The sequence below is a fragment of the Pseudomonas sp. MG-9 genome, assembly GCF_018729515.1.
In the GTDB taxonomy this organism is placed as follows: domain Bacteria; phylum Pseudomonadota; class Gammaproteobacteria; order Pseudomonadales; family Pseudomonadaceae; genus Aquipseudomonas; species Aquipseudomonas serboccidentalis.
On the sequence record NZ_JAHHZH010000003.1, the window covers coordinates 489,028 to 505,925 of the forward strand.

Here is a 16,898-nt window from a genome sequence, read left to right on the forward strand (position 1 = left end):
TCGAAGGCACCACCGGCGTCGGCTGCTCATGACACCGTGGCTGCGCAATGACTGTTACACGGGAACCCGGCGGGATCTACCTGTCAGATCTGACAGTTGCGGCAAAGGCCAAACCGTGCTTATGCCCGGCACTGCAGGGCGGAGGCCGGGTTCCAGACGTTCGCTGCGCACACCGGTGGAACATCGACGCGGGCCATCAGGTGCTTGATCGCTGCCAGGTTGGGCAATACGGCATGGCTGATCTGCACGTTTTCCTGAGCGAAGCCTGCCGGGGTCTGCACCGGGGCCGAAGGCTCGTTGTAGATCAGGACATGACGCACATGCGGGTTGTTCAGGAAAAAGCCCGGCAGGTCCAGTGAGCCGGCCGCCAGTTCGGCATTGATGACCACCGCGTCGAACGGCTCACAGCCGTAATCCACCAGGGTTAGCAACTCCAGCAGGCTCTGCACCGGGGCGATGCGAAAATATTCGAGGTGGTTGAACAGGCGCTCGACCTTCATCCGGTGAAAATGCTGCGGATCGGCAATCAGGATGCGCAGGGTTTTATTGATCATGCTCGATCTCCCGAAGGTCAGGGGTGGATGGGCCAAGATTACGCATGGCGCTGGAACAACTCTGTAGGACCTTTCCTAAAAATCCGCTCATTCATCTGTTCCTTTGCCATGGTTGCGCCGTTGCAGCCACGTCAACAAATCGACCCCGGCCATTGGCCGTGCATACCAGTAGCCCTGCCCTTGGGTGCAGCCCAGTGCCAGCAACTCACGGCGCTGCGCATCGGTTTCGATGCCTTCGATCACCACCGCCATGCCCAGCGTCTCGCCCAGCGCCAGGGTGCTGCTGATCGCCGCCCGGCAACGTGGCTCGTGCTCAAGGCTGCGGATGAACTCGGCGTCGAGTTTGATTTCGTTGAACGGCAACTGACACAGACGTTGCAATGAGGAAAACCCTGCACCGAAGTCATCGATGGACAAGCGGCAGCCCATCATCCGCAGCCGTACCAGCGTCTCCAGGCTGGTGGCCGGCGCTTCGAGCAGGCCACTTTCGGTCAATTCGAAGGTCAGGCTCGAACCCGCCACGGCATGCCGCGCCAGCGTGGTTTTAAGGGTGTTGGCCAGCCCTGGATTGGCCAACTGTACGGTTTGCAGATTGAACGCCATGTTCAGGGCAAAGCCCTGGGCCCGGGCACTCTGGTGCAAGTTCAGCGCCTGCTCCAGCTGGGAAAACAGCAAATCATCGAGCAAGCCGCAGCGCTCCAGCACTGGCATGAACTGCGCCGGAGCAATAATCCCCCGGGTCGGGTGCAGCCAGCGGCAGAGCACCTCGACCCCGCAGACTTCTCCCGTGCGCAGGTTGAATTTGGGTTGATACCAGGCCTGTAATTGCTGCGCGGCCAACGCCTGACGCACCGAGTCCTCACTGGCCAGCACCACCGCCCCGGCCGGGCTGCCGGTGACGGCCGGCCTGTCGATAAACGTGTCCAACAGCCCGGCCAACACTTGCGCGTGCATCGGTTTGCCGACATCGCCCAACAGCTCCAGGCCGAGCAAGGTCACCATCTGATGCACCGCGCGACGCAGATCCGCCGACAACGAACTGCAGATGATCACAGCCTTCACTTGCCCCGAGGCCCCTACCCGTTGCAGGAATTCCAGGCCGTCCATGCCGTCCATCTGCAAGTCGCACAGGGCGATATCCACCGTGCCGACCTCATCAAGCAGCGCCAGCGCCCGCGCGCCGTCACTGGCTTCGAACACCTGGTGGCCACCCAGGTTCTGCAGCATGCTCACTGCCACCGAACGCTGGAACGGGTGGTCTTCAAGCACCAGGATACGAAGCGGCGGATTGGACATGGTGGTGGGCTCGTTGTGGGTGAAAGGCATCTGAGTGTCCGCTGCCTGAGCGTTTAACTCGCGAGGAAAGGTCTGAAGTTGCGTGGGAAATTTCCTAAACATCGAGGTGCTTCAGCACTGCGCCAAGGCTCTGGCGATCCGGCGTACGCAGCATCAACAGCTGCCGTCGACCGGTGGCGAATATCGCCTCGGCCCGGAGCTGACCATGTCGGGCATCGTGGATCACGCCGTGGCGGATCTGCGGATTGCCTTGAAAGAACCGCACCGGATCAATCCCCGCTGCGGCAATCAGTTCACCATTGATGATCATCAGATCGTATTGCTCGAACGGGTCATGGGCGTAATGCGTCAACGCCAGCAGTTCACGAAACGAACGAATCGGCGTGAGATTGCGATAGCCCAGCTCGTGGCAAACTCTGGCGATTCGGGACTGCAGAGCGGGCTGCTCTTCGACGATCACGATTCGCCTGCATTTGTAGGACATGGAAATTAACGGTGTGGGAAATGTGCTGAACACGCTAACCAGAACCCATCAGAATCTATGTAGGACAAGTCCTAAAGTCAGGCAGAAACCTCTGGAATACAGACAAGAACGCCGCACAGGTTTGGCCCGTGCGGCGATTTTCTTATCAGAGATGGCGAAAACCCGGGGGCACGCCAAAGGACGGTTGAATTGACGGCTCGATGCGTTTGCCTTACTCCGTGGTGCTCGGACTCCAGAACGCCTGCACCACCAGCGCCGACGTGGAGATCCGCGCCACCAGCGCGTCCAGTTCGTCACCGTCCACGGAAGTGGTCGCCAGGGTGGCTTCGATCTCGATCTCATCGGCGCCGAAGGCATGCACGTCGACGTCGCTGGCCGGGTAGTTGCTGCGCTCCAGTTCGGCTTCGAGCAGGGCAAACACGGCTTTCTGCTGCGAACGCCGGGCGATCACGTAAACGATGTTGGTGACTTCGGCCGACACCACGTCCAGTGGCTGGCGGTTGATGTTGTTGACGATCGGTCGCAGCAGGGTGTTGGCGGCCAGAATGAACAGCGTGCCGAGCACCGCTTCGGCCAGCAGGTCGGCACCGGCGCAGGCGCCGACGGCGGCTGAAGTCCACAGGGTGGCGGCGGTGTTGAGGCCGCGCACGTTGCCCTCTTCGCGCATGATCACCCCGGCGCCGAGAAAGCCGATGCCGGAGACCACGTAGGCAACCACCCGCACCGCGCCTTCAGCACCGCCGAGACGGTTGGCCATGTCGACAAAAATTGCCGCGCCGACCGCCACCAGCACGTTGGTGCGCAGGCCGGCCGTGCGTTGCCGGTACTGGCGCTCGAAACCGATCAGGCCACCGAGGATGAACGCCGCGCTGAGGCTGACCAGAGTGTCGAGCAGCGAGGTGAGGTTGAGGTTGTTGATGGCTTGCATGATGAAGCTCCTTGAATAGACACAGTCCGTTTGTTGGGGCTTGCTGCCAATTCACTTGAAACACACGATCCCTGTAGGAGCTGCCGCAGGCTGCGATCTTTTGATTTTGTTTTTTAAAGACAAGATCAAAAGATCGCAGCCTTCGGCAGCTCCTACAGGGGCAGCATTATTGCCAGCCGAACCGACGGATGTAGAAGCCTTTCACCGCCTGGGTCAGCGCCATGTACGCCAGCAGGATCATCGGCAGGAACACGAAGTACATCGACGGCAGCGCCTGCAGTTTGAAGTAGTTCGCCAGCGGCCCCATCGGCAGGAAGATCCCGACCGCCATGATGATCCCGGTCATCACCAGCAGCGGCATGGCTGCGCGGCTTTGCAGGAACGGAATCTTCGGCGTGCGGATCATGTGCACGATCAGCGTCTGGGTCAGCAGCCCCACCACGAACCAGCCGGACTGGAACAGGGTCTGGTGATCCGGGGTGTTGGCATCGAACACATACCACATCAAGGCGAACGTCAGAATGTCAAAGATCGAACTGATCGGGCCGAAGAACAGCATGAACCGACCGACGTCACCCGGCTGCCAGCGCTGTGGCTTTTTCAGCATTTCCTCATCGACGTTGTCGAACGGAATCGCGATCTGCGAAATGTCGTAGAGCAGGTTCTGTACCAGCAGGTGCATCGGCAGCATCGGCAGGAACGGGATAAACGCACTGGCCACCAGCACCGAGAACACGTTGCCGAAGTTGGAACTGGCGGTCATCTTGATGTACTTGAGCATGTTGGCGAAGGTCCGACGCCCTTCGAGTACGCCCTCCTCCAGCACCATCAGGCTCTTTTCCAGCAGGATGATGTCGGCGGCTTCCTTGGCGATGTCCACCGCGCTGTCCACCGAAATACCGATGTCGGCCGTGCGCAGCGCCGGGGCGTCGTTGATGCCGTCGCCCATGAAACCGACCACGTGCCCGTTGCCCTTGAGGATGCGCACGATGCGTTCCTTGTGCGACGGCGTGAGCTTGGCGAACACGTTGGTTTTCTCTACCGCCACGGCCAGTTCGGCATCGCTCATGCGCTCGACATCATTACCCAGCAGCAAGCCCTGTTGCGCGAGGCCGACTTCGCGGCAGATCTTCGCGGTCACCAGCTCGTTGTCGCCGGTCAGCACTTTGACCGCCACGCCATGCTCGGCCAGGGCCTTGAGCGCCGGGGCGGTGCTTTCCTTCGGTGGATCGAGGAATGCCACGTAACCGATCAGCGTCAACTCCTGCTCATCCGCCAGGCTGTAAGTGTCGCGACCTTCGGGCATCGAACGGGCCGCCACCGCCACCACGCGCAAGCCTTCAGCGTTGAATGCTGCGGTGACCTGACGAATCCGGGTCAGCAATTCATCGCTCAAGGCTTCCTCGACGTCACCGTGCTGCACACGGCTGCACACCGCCAGCACTTCTTCCACCGCGCCTTTGCAGATCAGCAGATGCGGTTCGCCACGCCCTTCGACCACCACCGACATGCGCCGACGATTGAAGTCGAACGGGATCTCGTCGACCTTGCGAAACGCCGTGCCGACTTTCAGTTCACGGTGGATTTCCACGTGTTCCAGCACTGCCACATCGAGCAGGTTTTTCAGGCCGGTCTGGTAGTAGCTGTTGAGGTAGGCCTTTTCCAGCACGTCGTCGGAGTCTTCACCCCAGACATCGACATTGCGCGCGAGGAAGATCTTGTCCTGGGTCAGCGTACCGGTCTTATCGGTGCACAGCACGTCCATCGCGCCGAAGTTCTGGATCGCATCCAGACGCTTGACGATGACTTTCTTGCGCGACAGGAACACCGCACCTTTGGCCAGCGTCGAGGTGACGATCATCGGCAGCATTTCCGGGGTCAGGCCGACGGCGATCGACAGCGCGAACAGCAGCGCTTCGGTCCAGTCGCCCTTGGTGAACCCGTTGATGAACAGCACCAGCGGCGCCATCACGAACATGAAGCGGATCAGCAGCCAGCTGACTTTGTTCACGCCCATCTGGAACGACGTCACGGCCCGGTCAGTCGCACCGACACGCTGCGCCAGTGCGCCGAAATAGGTGCTGTTGCCGGTGGTAAGAATCACCGCCACGGCCGTGCCGGACACGACGTTGGTGCCCATGAACAGGATGTTTTCCAGCTCCAGCGGATTGCGTGTGTCGCGGTCGGCCTGACGCGGGAATTTCTCCACCGGCATCGATTCACCGGTCATCGCTGCCTGGCTGACGAACAGGTCTTTGGCGCTGAGCACCCGGCAGTCGGCGGGAATCATGTCGCCGGCCGACAGCACGATCAAGTCGCCCGGTACCAGTTGCTTGATCGGCAGTTCGATCCGCGGCTCATCGCGGCGCATCACCGTGGCGGTGTTGCTGACCATCGCCTTGAGTGCGTCGGCGGCCTGGTTGGATTTGCTTTCCTGCCAGAAGCGCAGCAGCGTCGACAGCACCACCATCGAGAAGATCACGATGGCGGCTTTGAGGTCTTCGGTCAGCCAGGAGATCACCGCCAACAAGGTCAGCAGCAGGTTGAACGGGTTTTTGTAGCAGTGCCACAGGTGCGTCCACCATGGTAGCGGCTGCTCGTGTTCGACTTCATTGAGGCCGTACTGCGCACGCAGTGCATCGACTTCAAAATCGGTCAGACCATCGGTGTGGGTGCCCAGCGACGACAGCAGTTCGCCGTTGTCGCGATGGGCCGCATCGACCAGGGTGTTGGCCAGGGTGGGCGGCACTTCACGGCTGACCGTGGTGTCGGTGATCGACTCCAGCAACGCCAGACGGCGGAAGTGCCGGGCGATGTGGCGTGTACGCAGGAAGCCTGCGAAAAATTCCTTGAGCGTAAGTTTCATGGCTGTTGCCCCTATGGTCAGCCGGGAAACCGTCGAGCAGGTACGGCCGCGCCTCGTGCGCCGGAAAAACCGGCACGGCAAGGCTTGGCGCGCCGGTCAGAAAAGACAGGCGTGTCGATAGAGTTGCGATCACGACCCTAGGGTCGAAAGCACACTATTTCAGTGTCGATGAGAAGGACGTCGGGACATGGCCTCAATTGACCATGATCGGGATGCCGCTGCTCGCTTTTCGGCGAGACAACGGCAGAGAAAGGCTGCGCGTTATCTTGCCGAGAATCTGCCGGTTACCGAGACCGGCCGACAACTGTCACTCGAACAAGTACCCACTGTGGGTCTCCGCTATTGATGAAAACGCGCGAAGCTTACGCCTCGATGATTTGAGAGTAAACCCGGAAAAGGAGGTGTGTCGGGGAATGTCGGGGGATGTTCAGGAAGGGTTCAGGATTCAGATTTTTAGCATGCCTGATGGCCCCATCGCGAGCAGGCTCACGCCTACGTTTGTCCTGCGTGCACAGAACATTGTAGGCGTGCGCCTGCTCGCGATAACGGTTTTACAGGCAACCCAGATTCAGCTGGCAGTCGCCAACAACAAATCCGCCATCGAACGATGCCCACGATGCTTGCCATGCTCATACAACGAGCCGGCAATCTCGTCGGCACGCACCGGCAACACCGACAGCAGCGTGTCGCTCAGGCCGTGGCTGGCCTGGCAAAAACCCTGCATATACAGGCCGGCCTTGCAACGCTCGTCGGTGATCAGTTTGTAGTTGCGATCAACCTCGAAGTCGCCCAGGTATTCTTCCAGCGGTGCCAGCAGTTTGCGGTGCATCTGGCGCTCGTAACCGGTGGCCAGCACCACGGCGTCGTAGAGACGCACGGTGACTTCGCCGGTGGCGTTGTTGCGCACCGCCAGTTCGATGCCGCGCTCGGTGGCGGTGGCGCTCTCGACGGTGGTCAGGGTGCGGAACGCATGACGGGCAATGCCCGAAACTTTCTGGCGATAGAAGATGCCGTAGATGCGTTCGATCAGGTCGATGTCCACCACCGAGTAGTTGGTGTTGTGGTACTCGTTGACCAGGCGCTCACGCTCGGCGCTGTTTTGCTGGAACACCAGATCGGTGAACTCCGGCGAGAACACTTCGTTGACGAACGGGCTGTCGTCCGCAGGCTTGAGGGCCGAGCCGCGCAGGATCATGTCGACCTGCACCGACGGGAACGAATCGTTCAGGTCGATGAACGCTTCCGCCGCGCTCTGCCCGCCGCCGATGATCGCGATGCTCATCGGTTGATTGTTCACACACGGCTGTTTGGCCATCTGCGACAGGTACTGCGAGTGGTGGAACACGCGGCTGTCACCCTTGAGCGCCTTGAACGCTTCGGGAATACGCGGCGTGCCGCCGGCGCTGACCACCACCGAACGCGCGGTGCGCACGAACTGCTGGCCGTCGGTATCACGGGAGATCACACGCAGCGCTTCAACCTGATGGTTGTGCAGCACCGGCTCGATGGTCAGCACTTCTTCGCCGTAGCGGCTCTGCTCGGTGAACTGCCCGGCGACCCAGCGCAGGTAGTCGTTGTACTCCATGCGGCACGGGTAGAAGGTGCCGAGGTTGATGAAGTCGACCAGGCGGCCGTGGGCCTTCAGGTAGTTGACGAACGAGTACGGGCTGGTCGGGTTGCGCAGGGTCACCAGGTCCTTGAGGAAGGAAATCTGCAATTCGCTTTGGGTCGACAGGGTGTTGCCGTGCCAGCTGTAGTCGGCCTGCTTGTCGAGGAACAGCACATCCAGCTCGCCGTGGGTCGGGCCGCGCTCTTGCAGAGCGATGGCCAGCGCCAGGTTCGAAGGGCCGAAACCGACGCCGATCAGGTCGTGAACGATGGGCGATGCAATTGCCTGAGTCATTTCCAGTGTCCTCTGGATGAACCCCTCAACAAGGGGCAAGGAGAGCCTAAGTGACCTGACCGGCCTTGAGCAGGACAGCAGGTCGTCTGTTGAGTAGGAACGAGGACAGTGAATTAAAATTTAACGCAGCCGGCTCAATGGGCATCCCATTGTTTGATGCGCAGGCGGCAATGTTTCATCGCATTGACGATGTGTTTTTCCACCAGCGCCTTGGAAATGCCCAGGTGTTCGGCGATCTGCGGGTGCGACAGGCCTTCGATCTTGCGCAGCAGAAAACTGTCGCGACACAGCGGCGCCAGTTCTGCCAATGCGCGCTGGAGCATCTCCAGGCGCTGGCCGTGATCGAGGGTGCCGTGGGGCGACGGGGTGAAATAGCGCTCTTCGCTGTCGAGCACTTCCAGCGGTTCAACCTGACGCAAGGCGTTACGCCGATGATCGTCGATGACCAGATTCAACGCCGTGCGATAGAGAAAGGCCCGGGGTTGCTCGATGGGTGTGTCGCTGGAGCGTTCCAGCACCCGCACATAAGCGTCATGCACCACATCTTCGGCGACCTGACGGTTGCCCAGCTTGGCGTTCAGGAAACACACCAGCTCGCGATAGTAGTTTTCCAACATGACTCCCGGCCGCTTCGATGCGGATTCGATCCTTGAGCACACTGATCGACGGCCCCGCAAACACGGGTAGCAAGATAGTGGCAACTTGAGGTGCGTAATTTATAGTAATTCTCATATAGATTTAAAGTGGCGTTTGTCGTTGCCTGCCAAATAGTGCCGTTCTATACCTGTAACATCCTGTGTCTTCGCTTAAATTCCCTTCCGCGCTCATCGTTTACAGGACAGCTCCCCGTGTCTGTCGCGCCCTGCGACAGCGTTCAGCGGCTGTCCGCTTGTGCGCGCAGCCGAACGACGGGCCGAATTTCACTGGCCGGAACCCTGCATGAAACGTCCCCGCCCCGCCCGACGCGCGCTGCTCGTAGTCCTTTGTCTGATTCCCGTTGTTGCCTACGCCGCGTGGCAAATCATGCCGCCGGGCCGCGACCGCTTCGCCACCGTGCAAGTCACCCGTGGCGACATCGAAAGCAGCGTCACCGCGCTGGGCACCCTGCAACCGCGACGTTACGTGGATGTTGGGGCGCAGGCTTCCGGGCAGATCCGGAAGATCCACGTGGAAGTCGGCGATGTGGTCAAGGAAGGCCAGTTGCTGGTGGAAATCGATCCGTCCACGCAAAAGGCCAAACTCGACGCTGGGCGTTTCTCCATCGAAAACCTCAAGGCGCAACTGCAGGAACAACGTGCCCAGCATGAACTGGCGCAACAGAAGTATCAGCGCCAGCAGCATCTGGCCGCCGGCGGCGCCACCCGCGAAGAAGACGTGCAGACCGCCCGCGCCGAATTGAAAGCCACCCAGGCGCGCATCGACATGTTCCAGGCGCAGATCCGCCAGGCCGAGGCCAGCCTGCGCAGCGATCAGGCCGAACTCGGTTACACGCGGATCTACGCGCCGATGGCCGGCACCGTGGTTGCCCTCGACGCCCGCGAAGGCCAGACCCTAAACGCGCAACAGCAGACACCGCTGATCCTGCGCATCGCCAAACTGTCGCCGATGACGGTGTGGGCTGAGGTTTCCGAGGCCGACATCGGCCACGTCAAACCGGGCATGACCGCCTACTTCACCACCCTCAGCGGCGGCCAGCGACGCTGGAGCAGCACCGTGCGGCAGATTCTGCCGGTGCCGCCCAAGCCACTGGACCAGACCAGTCAGGGCGGTGGCAGCCCTGCCAGCACCAGCAAAAGCGGGAGCGCGCGGGTGGTGTTGTACACCGTGCTGCTCGACGTCGATAACGCCGACAACGCCTTGATGGCGGAGATGACCACCCAGGTATTTTTCGTCGCCGACCAGGCCAAGGATGTGCTCACCGCACCAGTCGCCGCCTTGCAGGGCAGCACCACGGCCAACCTGCAGACCGCGCAGGTGGTCGCGGCCAACGGCGCCATCCAGCAGCGCGAGGTGCGCACCGGGATCAGCGATCGGCTCAAGGTGCAGATTGTCGACGGCCTCAATGAAGGCGATCACCTGCTGATCGGCCCGGCCGACGGCAACGGAGGCTGAATGCAAACGCCTCTGATCGACCTGCAAGACATCCGCAAATCCTACGGTGGCGGCGACGCCCCCGAGGTTCATGTGCTGCGCGGCATCGACCTGTCGATCCACGCCGGCGAATTCGTGGCGATTGTCGGTGCTTCCGGCTCCGGCAAATCGACCCTGATGAACATCCTCGGCTGCCTTGACCGGCCGACGTCCGGCGAGTACCGCTTTGCCGGGGAAAACGTCGCCGGCCTCGACAGCGACGAACTGGCCTGGCTGCGCCGCGAAGCCTTCGGTTTCGTGTTTCAGGGCTATCACCTGATTCCGTCCGGCTCAGCCCAGGAAAACGTCGAGATGCCGGCGATCTATGCCGGCACCCCGGCCGCCGAACGCCACGCCCGCGCCGCCGCCCTGCTCGACCGTCTCGGTCTGGCCTCGCGTACCGGCAACCGCCCGCATCAGTTGTCCGGCGGCCAGCAGCAACGGGTGTCGATTGCCCGGGCCTTGATGAACGGCGGCCACATCATTCTCGCCGACGAACCCACTGGCGCCCTCGACAGCCACAGCGGCAAAGAGGTGATGGCGCTGCTCGACGAACTGGCAAGCCAGGGCCACGTGGTGATCCTCATCACCCACGACCGCGAAGTCGCGGCCCGGGCCAAACGCATCATCGAAATTCGCGACGGCCTGATCATCAGCGACAGTGCCCGGGACAATCCCGCAGCACAAACCAGCGCCAACCCCGGCGCCCTGCAAGCGGTCGACCTGCGCAAGCGTCTGGCCGAGGGCGCCGAAGCCACCGGCGCATGGAAAGGCGAATTGGTCGACGCCTTGCACGCGGCATGGCGCGTGATGTGGATCAACCGTTTTCGCACCGCGCTGACCCTGCTCGGGATCATCATCGGCGTGGCGTCGGTGGTGGTAATGCTGGCCGTCGGCGAAGGCAGCAAACGCCAGGTGATGGCGCAAATGGGCGCGTTCGGTTCGAACATCATTTACCTCAGCGGCGCTTCCCCGCATCCACGTGCGCCCCAGGGCATTGTTACCCTGGACGATCTGGCCGTGCTCGCGACCCTGCCGCTGATCAAGCAGATCATGCCGGTCAACGGTGCCGAAGCGGTGGTGCGTTTCGGCAACCTCGACCACAACAGTTATGTCGGCGGCAACGACACCCATTTCCCGAAAATCTTCAACTGGCCGGTGGCCGAAGGCAGCTACTTCACGGCCGCCGATGAAGCCGCCGGCGCCGCCGTGGCGGTGATCGGGCACAAGGTCCGGACCAAGCTGCTCAAGGATATCGCCAACCCCATCGGCCAGTACATCCTGATCGAGAACGTGCCGTTTCAAGTGGTCGGCGTGCTCGCCGAAAAAGGCGCCAGCTCCGGCGACTCCGACAGTGACGACCGCATCGCCGTGCCCTACTCCGCCGCCAGCACGCGCCTCTTCGGCACTTACAACCCCGAGTACGTGGCCATCGCCGCCGCCGACGCACGCAAGGTCAAGGAGACCGAGCAGGCCATCGAACGCATGATGCTGCGCCTGCACAATGGCAAGAAAGATTTCGAACTGACCAACAACGCCGCGATGATCCAGGCCGAGGCGCGCACCCAGAACACCCTGTCGCTGATGCTCGGTTCGATCGCCGCGATTTCGCTGCTGGTCGGCGGCATCGGCGTGATGAACATCATGCTCATGACCGTGCGCGAACGGACCCGCGAAATCGGCATTCGCATGGCCACCGGCGCCCGCCAGCGCGACATCCTGCGTCAGTTCCTCACCGAAGCGGTGATGCTTTCGGTGGTCGGCGGGATTGCCGGCATCGCCCTGGCGCTGATCGTCGGCGGCGTGCTGATCCTCAGCGAAGTCGCCGTGGCGTTCTCGCTGATGGCGGTGCTCGGTGCGTTCGGTTGCGCCCTGGTGACCGGTGTTGTCTTCGGCTTCATGCCTGCCCGCAAAGCTGCCCGGCTCGACCCGGTCACGGCCCTTACCAGTGAATGATCGATCTATGAAACCGCGCCTCAGCCTGTTGACCGTGTGCCTGCTCCTCAGCGCCTGCGCCAATCCCGTTCAGCGTCCGGACAGTGGCGTGCAAGCGCCGGCCACCTGGCAATCACCCCATGCGGCGAGCGTCGCACGCATCGATCCGCAGTGGTGGACGCAGTTCGGCAGCCCCGAACTCGATCGCCTGATCGAACAGGCGCGCCTGAGCAGTTTCGACCTCGCCGCCGCCGTCGCCCGCGTGCGTCAGGCACAGGCCAGTACGGTGATTGCCGGCGGCTCGCAACTGCCGGAGGTCAAGGCCGGCTTCAACGCCAATCGGCAGAAACTGCTGCGCGGCAGCGGCTATAGCCAACTGGACGCCGACAGCAGCAATCAGGCGGTGGACTATTTCGACACCAGCCTGAGCGCCAGCTACGAAGTCGACTTCTGGGGCGGCAAACGCGCATCGCGCGACAGTGCGCAATTTGCCCTGCAGGCCAGCGAATTCGATCGCGCCACCGTCGAGCTGACGTTGCTCAGCGGGGTCGCCAGCACTTATGCACAAACCCTGTCGCTGCGTGAGCAGGCGCGCATTGCCGCGTTGAATCTGGGCAACGCGCAAAGCGTGCTGCAACTGGTGCAAACGCGTTACGACGCCGGCTCGGCCACCGCTCTGGAACTGGCCCAGCAGAAAAGTCTGGTGGCCGCGCAGCAACGGCAATTGCCGCTGGTGCAGCAACAGGCCCAGGAAGCGCTGATCAGCCTTGCTGCCCTGCTCGGTCGACCGGTGCAGCAACTGTCGGTCAGCCAGGAAGCGTTCGATCGGTTGCAGTGGCCACAGATTGCCAGCGGCGTGCCCAGCGACCTGCTCAGCCGCCGCCCGGACATCGCCCGCGCCGAAGCGCAACTGGCAGCGGCCGAGGCCGACGTCAAAGTCGCCCGCGCGGCGATGCTGCCGAACCTGACCCTCACCGCCCAACTCGGCTCGGGCGCCGACCAGTTCGACCAGTTGCTCCGCAGCCCGTTCTACAACCTCACGGCCGGCCTGGTCGCACCGATCTTCAACAATGGTCGCCTGAGTGCCGAGCGCGACAAGGCCTCCGCGCGCCAGCAGGAACTGCTGGAGAACTATCGCGGGACGATCATCAATGGTTTCGCCGATGTGGAAAAAGCCCTGAACAGTATTCGCGGCCTCGACGCGCAACGGCAATGGCAAAGCGAAGAGCTGAATCAGGCCCAGACCGCATTCGACATTGCCCAGAGCCGTTACCAGGCTGGTGCCGAAGACCTGCTGACCGTACTGGAAACCCAGCGCACCCTGTATGCCGCGCAGGACCTCAACGTGCAACTGCGCCTGTCGCGACTGCAAGCGAGCATCGCCCTGTACAAGGCCCTTGGTGGTGGTTGGCAGACCGCGAGCCGGTAATCACTTGCCAACGATTGGGCCGTGTCAGGCGAAGCATCTTTGAATGAGCCACCGCTTTCGCGAGCAAGCTCCACACATTTGATCTGTGTTGTTCACACATCCACCGTGGGAGCTTGCTCGCGAATGAACGATGACGCGGTCTCAGGCCGGTGTCCGTTTGGCCTTCAGGTGCCGCGCATACCATGGTCGTTTCGGCACTTTTCGCAACAGCTCCGAGAGCTTGTTCTCGTCATCGCTGAAGGTGATGCGCAGCGCCAGTTTCATGGTCTCCGGGTCCATCTCCACCGACTTGCCCACCTGCAACCCCGGCACGGTGCTGCAGCCATGGGTGATCGGCCCGAGCCACGGGTCATTCACCTCGACCCAGCGCCCCGGGGCAAACCACGGCACGCCATTGACCTGCAGGCGCGTGACCTCTCCCGGATGGAACCGCTCGTGGGCGCGGAACCAGTCTTCCAGACGATCATCGATCCAGCCATGGAACGCCCAGAACACCGGGTTGACGTGCGAAGAAAACGGGTCGCCGAGAAAGTCGTTTTCAGCGGCGTACCAGCGTGCGGCAAAGTCCGCCGGATCGCGGGCAAACGGCACCGGCTCCCCGTTGGACGGATCGCGTGGCACCGACGCCCAGCGCATGTGCAGCCAGTCGTGCAGCCCCAGCTCGACCTCGGAACCGAACTGCCCCAATGTCAGCTTCGCCAGATAGCGCGGGTCGCGGTAACGCGATTCCCAGACCAGGAAGTTGCTGTGATAGGTCTCGGCGGTCTTGATGTCGCTGACCCATTGCGAGTACTCGTCATCCTCTTCGGCCAGCCAGGTCGGCGGCAGCGAAGTGCCGTCGTGGTTGTCGAAATAGGCGGCAAAGCCCTGACGATCACGGATCAGCTCCGGCTGCGGCAACGGGAAGTGCTGCCACGACGGCAAGTCCTGCATCGACCGCGCCGTGCCTAGCATGTGCCGGTGCATGAAAAAGAAATCGATCCCGGATCCGTTGCGGTCCTTTTTCGGGCCGCGAGCGTCACGCTCCTTGTCGCGGGGGCCGGGCTGCCAGCCGATGCCGCGCAGGGCGCCGCGCTTGTCCTCGGACAAGGTGTGCCACTTGTCCCGCGAGGCGTGCCAGAGCTGGTGGAACAATCGGTGCTCTGGGGAGATCAGCCACGCCAGCAGCGTCGGGTTGAGGCCGATGCGCTCGCGGGCTTCGGGGAACACCCGCTTGACCGCGACAAAGCGATTGTCCTGGGCCGGCAACATCAATGACCGATCCAGATTCAACACCCGCCCGCTGAGGCTGCCGCTGCCGGCATTGCCGAAACCGGCCCAGACCTCATCCAGGCGCAGGCTGAATTCATAGTCGGGAGCGCCATCGGCCGCCGTGCTGCTGACCAGCCGCCAGCTCAGTTGCGCGGCGCTGACATCGGCCAGATCGGCGAGCACCCGGTAGCGCGGCGGCTCAGGCGAGCGCAGGCGTTCGGCGGTGTCGAGAAACCCGATCACCCCGCGACCTTTGTGGGCGATGTCGAGAAACACTTCCAGGCCGTCTTTCGGCAACCCGGCAATGCCCGCATCACGCCCCTCGAAACGGATCTGCCAGACACCCCGCAGAGTATCGGCCAGACGCTGACCGGCCACATCCGCGACGTCGAACGAGGCTTCGCCGGGGGTGATCGTCGGGTCCGGCTTCGTCCATTCACGATGCCCAAAATACGCTGCAGGCACGGCGGCGCCGGTCAGTGCCAGCCCCGCCATGAACCATCGTCGAGAAATCGTCATTGCCCTACCTGTGTCAGCCATGAAGCAGGCTTTATCCAAGCTAGAACGTTTATCAGGACGGCAAATTTATGCGCGCCGGAAAAGATCGCAGCCTTCGGCAGCGCCTACAGGGGTCGGCGTGTAACGGCAGGCTGCGATCTTTTCCCGTGCAGCTAAATTCCACGGCTGCCCAGTCGTTCCACCCAGATAGCGAAGGCCCTCGTGCCTGCACCTCGACGGCGAACCTGACTGAGATGGCAATGACAAAACCACGTTCGAAAAAGGCTCTTTACATCGGCCTGCCGCTGGCCCTGGCGATCAGCGCCGCCGCAGGCTTTGCGGTCTGGGAGCACTGGTTCAAGGACAACCCCGGCTACCCGGCCAACGTCATGAAGCAGGCCGACGAGTTGCAGGAGCGGATTATTTCCTTCGACAGCCACATCACCGTGCCGCTGGATTTCGGCACCGCCGGCAACGAGGCCGACAAGGACGGCAGCGGCCAGTTCGACCTGGTCAAGGCCGCCCGGGGCCGGCTTTCCGGTGCAGCGCTGACGATCTTCGGCTGGCCGGAAATCTGGAACGGCGCCAACGCCCCGCACCGGCCCACCGCCGGCTTCGTCGAAGAAGCGCGCTTCGAACAGGAAACCCGCTACAAGATCATCACCACGCTGGTGCGCGATTTTCCCAATCAGGTGGCCATCGCCTATACCCCGGACGACTTCCGGCGTCTGCACGGCGAAGGCAAGTTCGCGATCTTCATGAGCATGCTCAACGCCTACCCGCTGGGCAACGACCTCAACGCCCTCGATCAGTGGGCCGCACGCGGCATGCGCATGTTCGGCTTCAGCTACGTGGGCAACAACGCCTGGGCCGACTCGTCGCGACCGCTGCCGTTTTTCAATGACACCCGCGACGCCCTCGGCGGGCTGTCGGAGATCGGCAAGCAGGCGGTGCACCGGCTCAACGACCTGGGGGTGATCATCGACGTGTCGCAGATGTCGACCAAAGCCCTGGAACAAGTCGCGCAACTGAGCCGCGCGCCGATCATCGCCTCGCATTCGGCACCTCGGGCCTTGGTGGACATTCCGCGCAACATCAGCGATCAGGAAATGCAGTTGATCAAGAACAGCGGCGGCGTGGTGCAGATTGTCGGCTTCCCGACCTACCTGCGACCGCTGAGCCAGCCCACCCAGGACAAGCTCAACGCCCTGCGCGCGAAATTCGACCTGCAACCGCTGCAAGGTCTGGAGATGGCGCTGATGCCCGGCGATCCGGTCATTACCGTGTGGCCCGAGCAGCGTTTTGGCGAGTACGCCAGTCAGCTCTACGGGATTGTCGACGAAGAACCGAAAGCCACCCTCAAGGACCTGGGCGACGCCATCGATTACGCCGTGAAGAAAATCGGTATCGACCACGTCGGCATCAGCTCCGACTTCAACGACGGCGGCGGCATCGACGGCTGGAAGGACGTCAGCGAGACCCGCAACGTGACCGCCGAACTGATCTCCCGTGGCTACAGCGAAGCCGACATCGCGAAATTGTGGGGCGGCAACTTCCTGCGGGTCTGGGAACAGGTGCAGCAGTCGTCAAAACCCGTAGCCAGCCACTGACGCCCTTTTGAACA

At 62.2% G+C, this 16,898-nt stretch carries 12 protein-coding genes; 4 read left to right on the top strand and 8 right to left on the bottom strand.

The features are described from left to right. Positions 1-119: 119 nt before the first annotated feature. The 7 genes from KKQ10_RS10435 to KKQ10_RS10465 form a co-directional block, all read right to left on the bottom strand. On the bottom strand, positions 120-554 hold the full coding sequence (locus KKQ10_RS10435) for a chemotaxis protein CheY (RefSeq protein WP_215501036.1): 435 nt from the start codon (positions 552-554) through the stop codon (positions 120-122). 87 nt (positions 555-641) lie between these two features. Continuing rightward, positions 642-1,880, bottom strand: coding sequence for an EAL domain-containing response regulator (locus KKQ10_RS10440; RefSeq protein WP_252191554.1), 1,239 nt, complete (start codon positions 1,878-1,880; stop codon positions 642-644). 64 nt (positions 1,881-1,944) lie between these two features. Beyond that, positions 1,945-2,310, bottom strand: coding sequence for a hypothetical protein (locus KKQ10_RS10445; RefSeq protein WP_215501037.1), 366 nt, complete (start codon positions 2,308-2,310; stop codon positions 1,945-1,947). 235 nt (positions 2,311-2,545) lie between these two features. Further along, entirely contained in the window at positions 2,546-3,262 is a 717-nt protein-coding gene (locus KKQ10_RS10450) for an MgtC/SapB family protein (RefSeq protein WP_007968289.1), read from the bottom strand. Between the two features lie 166 nt (positions 3,263-3,428). Next, positions 3,429-6,128 carry a magnesium-translocating P-type ATPase gene (gene mgtA / locus KKQ10_RS10455; protein ID WP_127652139.1) on the bottom strand — a complete coding sequence of 900 codons (2,700 nt, stop codon included), beginning with the start codon at positions 6,126-6,128 and terminating at the stop codon, positions 3,429-3,431. Between the two features lie 568 nt (positions 6,129-6,696). Next, entirely contained in the window at positions 6,697-8,031 is a 1,335-nt protein-coding gene (locus KKQ10_RS10460) for a lysine N(6)-hydroxylase/L-ornithine N(5)-oxygenase family protein (RefSeq protein ID WP_127652140.1), read from the bottom strand. Between the two features lie 134 nt (positions 8,032-8,165). Then, complete coding sequence (locus KKQ10_RS10465; protein WP_127652141.1) at positions 8,166-8,648, bottom strand: sigma-70 family RNA polymerase sigma factor; 483 nt, start codon at positions 8,646-8,648, stop codon at positions 8,166-8,168. Positions 8,649-8,970: 322 nt separating this feature from the next. On the opposite strand from KKQ10_RS10465, the gene KKQ10_RS10470 reads away from it, so the two are divergent. Genes KKQ10_RS10470 through KKQ10_RS10480 form a run of 3 tightly spaced genes read left to right on the top strand, consistent with a single transcriptional unit; the run spans position 8,971 to position 13,525 of the window. Then, positions 8,971-10,143, top strand: coding sequence for an efflux RND transporter periplasmic adaptor subunit (locus KKQ10_RS10470; RefSeq protein ID WP_215501039.1), 1,173 nt, complete (start codon positions 8,971-8,973; stop codon positions 10,141-10,143). After that, positions 10,144-12,117 (top strand): MacB family efflux pump subunit, encoded by a 1,974-nt coding sequence (locus KKQ10_RS10475; protein WP_215501040.1) that lies wholly within the window; start codon positions 10,144-10,146, stop codon positions 12,115-12,117. 7 nt (positions 12,118-12,124) lie between these two features. Beyond that, positions 12,125-13,525 (top strand): efflux transporter outer membrane subunit, encoded by a 1,401-nt coding sequence (locus tag KKQ10_RS10480; protein WP_215501041.1) that lies wholly within the window; start codon positions 12,125-12,127, stop codon positions 13,523-13,525. A gap of 141 nt (positions 13,526-13,666) precedes the next feature. On the opposite strand, the gene pvdP is transcribed toward KKQ10_RS10480, so the two are convergent. Next, complete coding sequence (gene pvdP, locus KKQ10_RS10485) at positions 13,667-15,295, bottom strand: pyoverdine maturation tyrosinase PvdP (protein WP_215501042.1); 1,629 nt, start codon at positions 15,293-15,295, stop codon at positions 13,667-13,669. Between the two features lie 239 nt (positions 15,296-15,534). On the opposite strand from pvdP, the gene pvdM reads away from it, so the two are divergent. Beyond that, the gene (pvdM, locus tag KKQ10_RS10490) at positions 15,535-16,884 is read left to right on the top strand and encodes a pyoverdine-tailoring dipeptidase-like protein PvdM (protein ID WP_215501043.1); all 1,350 of its coding nucleotides are present in this window, start codon (positions 15,535-15,537) and stop codon (positions 16,882-16,884) included. Positions 16,885-16,898: the final 14 nt, after the last annotated feature.

Bases quoted from the DNA above. Each gene is read 5' to 3' on its own strand.
- KKQ10_RS10435 (WP_215501036.1), bottom strand. From the start codon at position 554: ATGATCAATAAAACCCTGCGCATCCTGATTGCCGATCCGCAGCATTTT.
- KKQ10_RS10440 (WP_252191554.1), bottom strand. From the start codon at position 1,880: ATGCCTTTCACCCACAACGAGCCCACCACCATGTCCAATCCGCCGCTT.
- KKQ10_RS10450 (WP_007968289.1), bottom strand. From the start codon at position 3,262: ATGCAAGCCATCAACAACCTCAACCTCACCTCGCTGCTCGACACTCTG.
- mgtA (WP_127652139.1), bottom strand. From the start codon at position 6,128: ATGAAACTTACGCTCAAGGAATTTTTCGCAGGCTTCCTGCGTACACGC.
- KKQ10_RS10460 (WP_127652140.1), bottom strand. From the start codon at position 8,031: ATGACTCAGGCAATTGCATCGCCCATCGTTCACGACCTGATCGGCGTC.
- KKQ10_RS10465 (WP_127652141.1), bottom strand. From the start codon at position 8,648: ATGTTGGAAAACTACTATCGCGAGCTGGTGTGTTTCCTGAACGCCAAG.
- KKQ10_RS10470 (WP_215501039.1), top strand. From the start codon at position 8,971: ATGAAACGTCCCCGCCCCGCCCGACGCGCGCTGCTCGTAGTCCTTTGT.
- KKQ10_RS10475 (WP_215501040.1), top strand. From the start codon at position 10,144: ATGCAAACGCCTCTGATCGACCTGCAAGACATCCGCAAATCCTACGGT.
- KKQ10_RS10480 (WP_215501041.1), top strand. From the start codon at position 12,125: ATGAAACCGCGCCTCAGCCTGTTGACCGTGTGCCTGCTCCTCAGCGCC.
- pvdP (WP_215501042.1), bottom strand. From the start codon at position 15,295: ATGACGATTTCTCGACGATGGTTCATGGCGGGGCTGGCACTGACCGGC.
- pvdM (WP_215501043.1), top strand. From the start codon at position 15,535: ATGACAAAACCACGTTCGAAAAAGGCTCTTTACATCGGCCTGCCGCTG.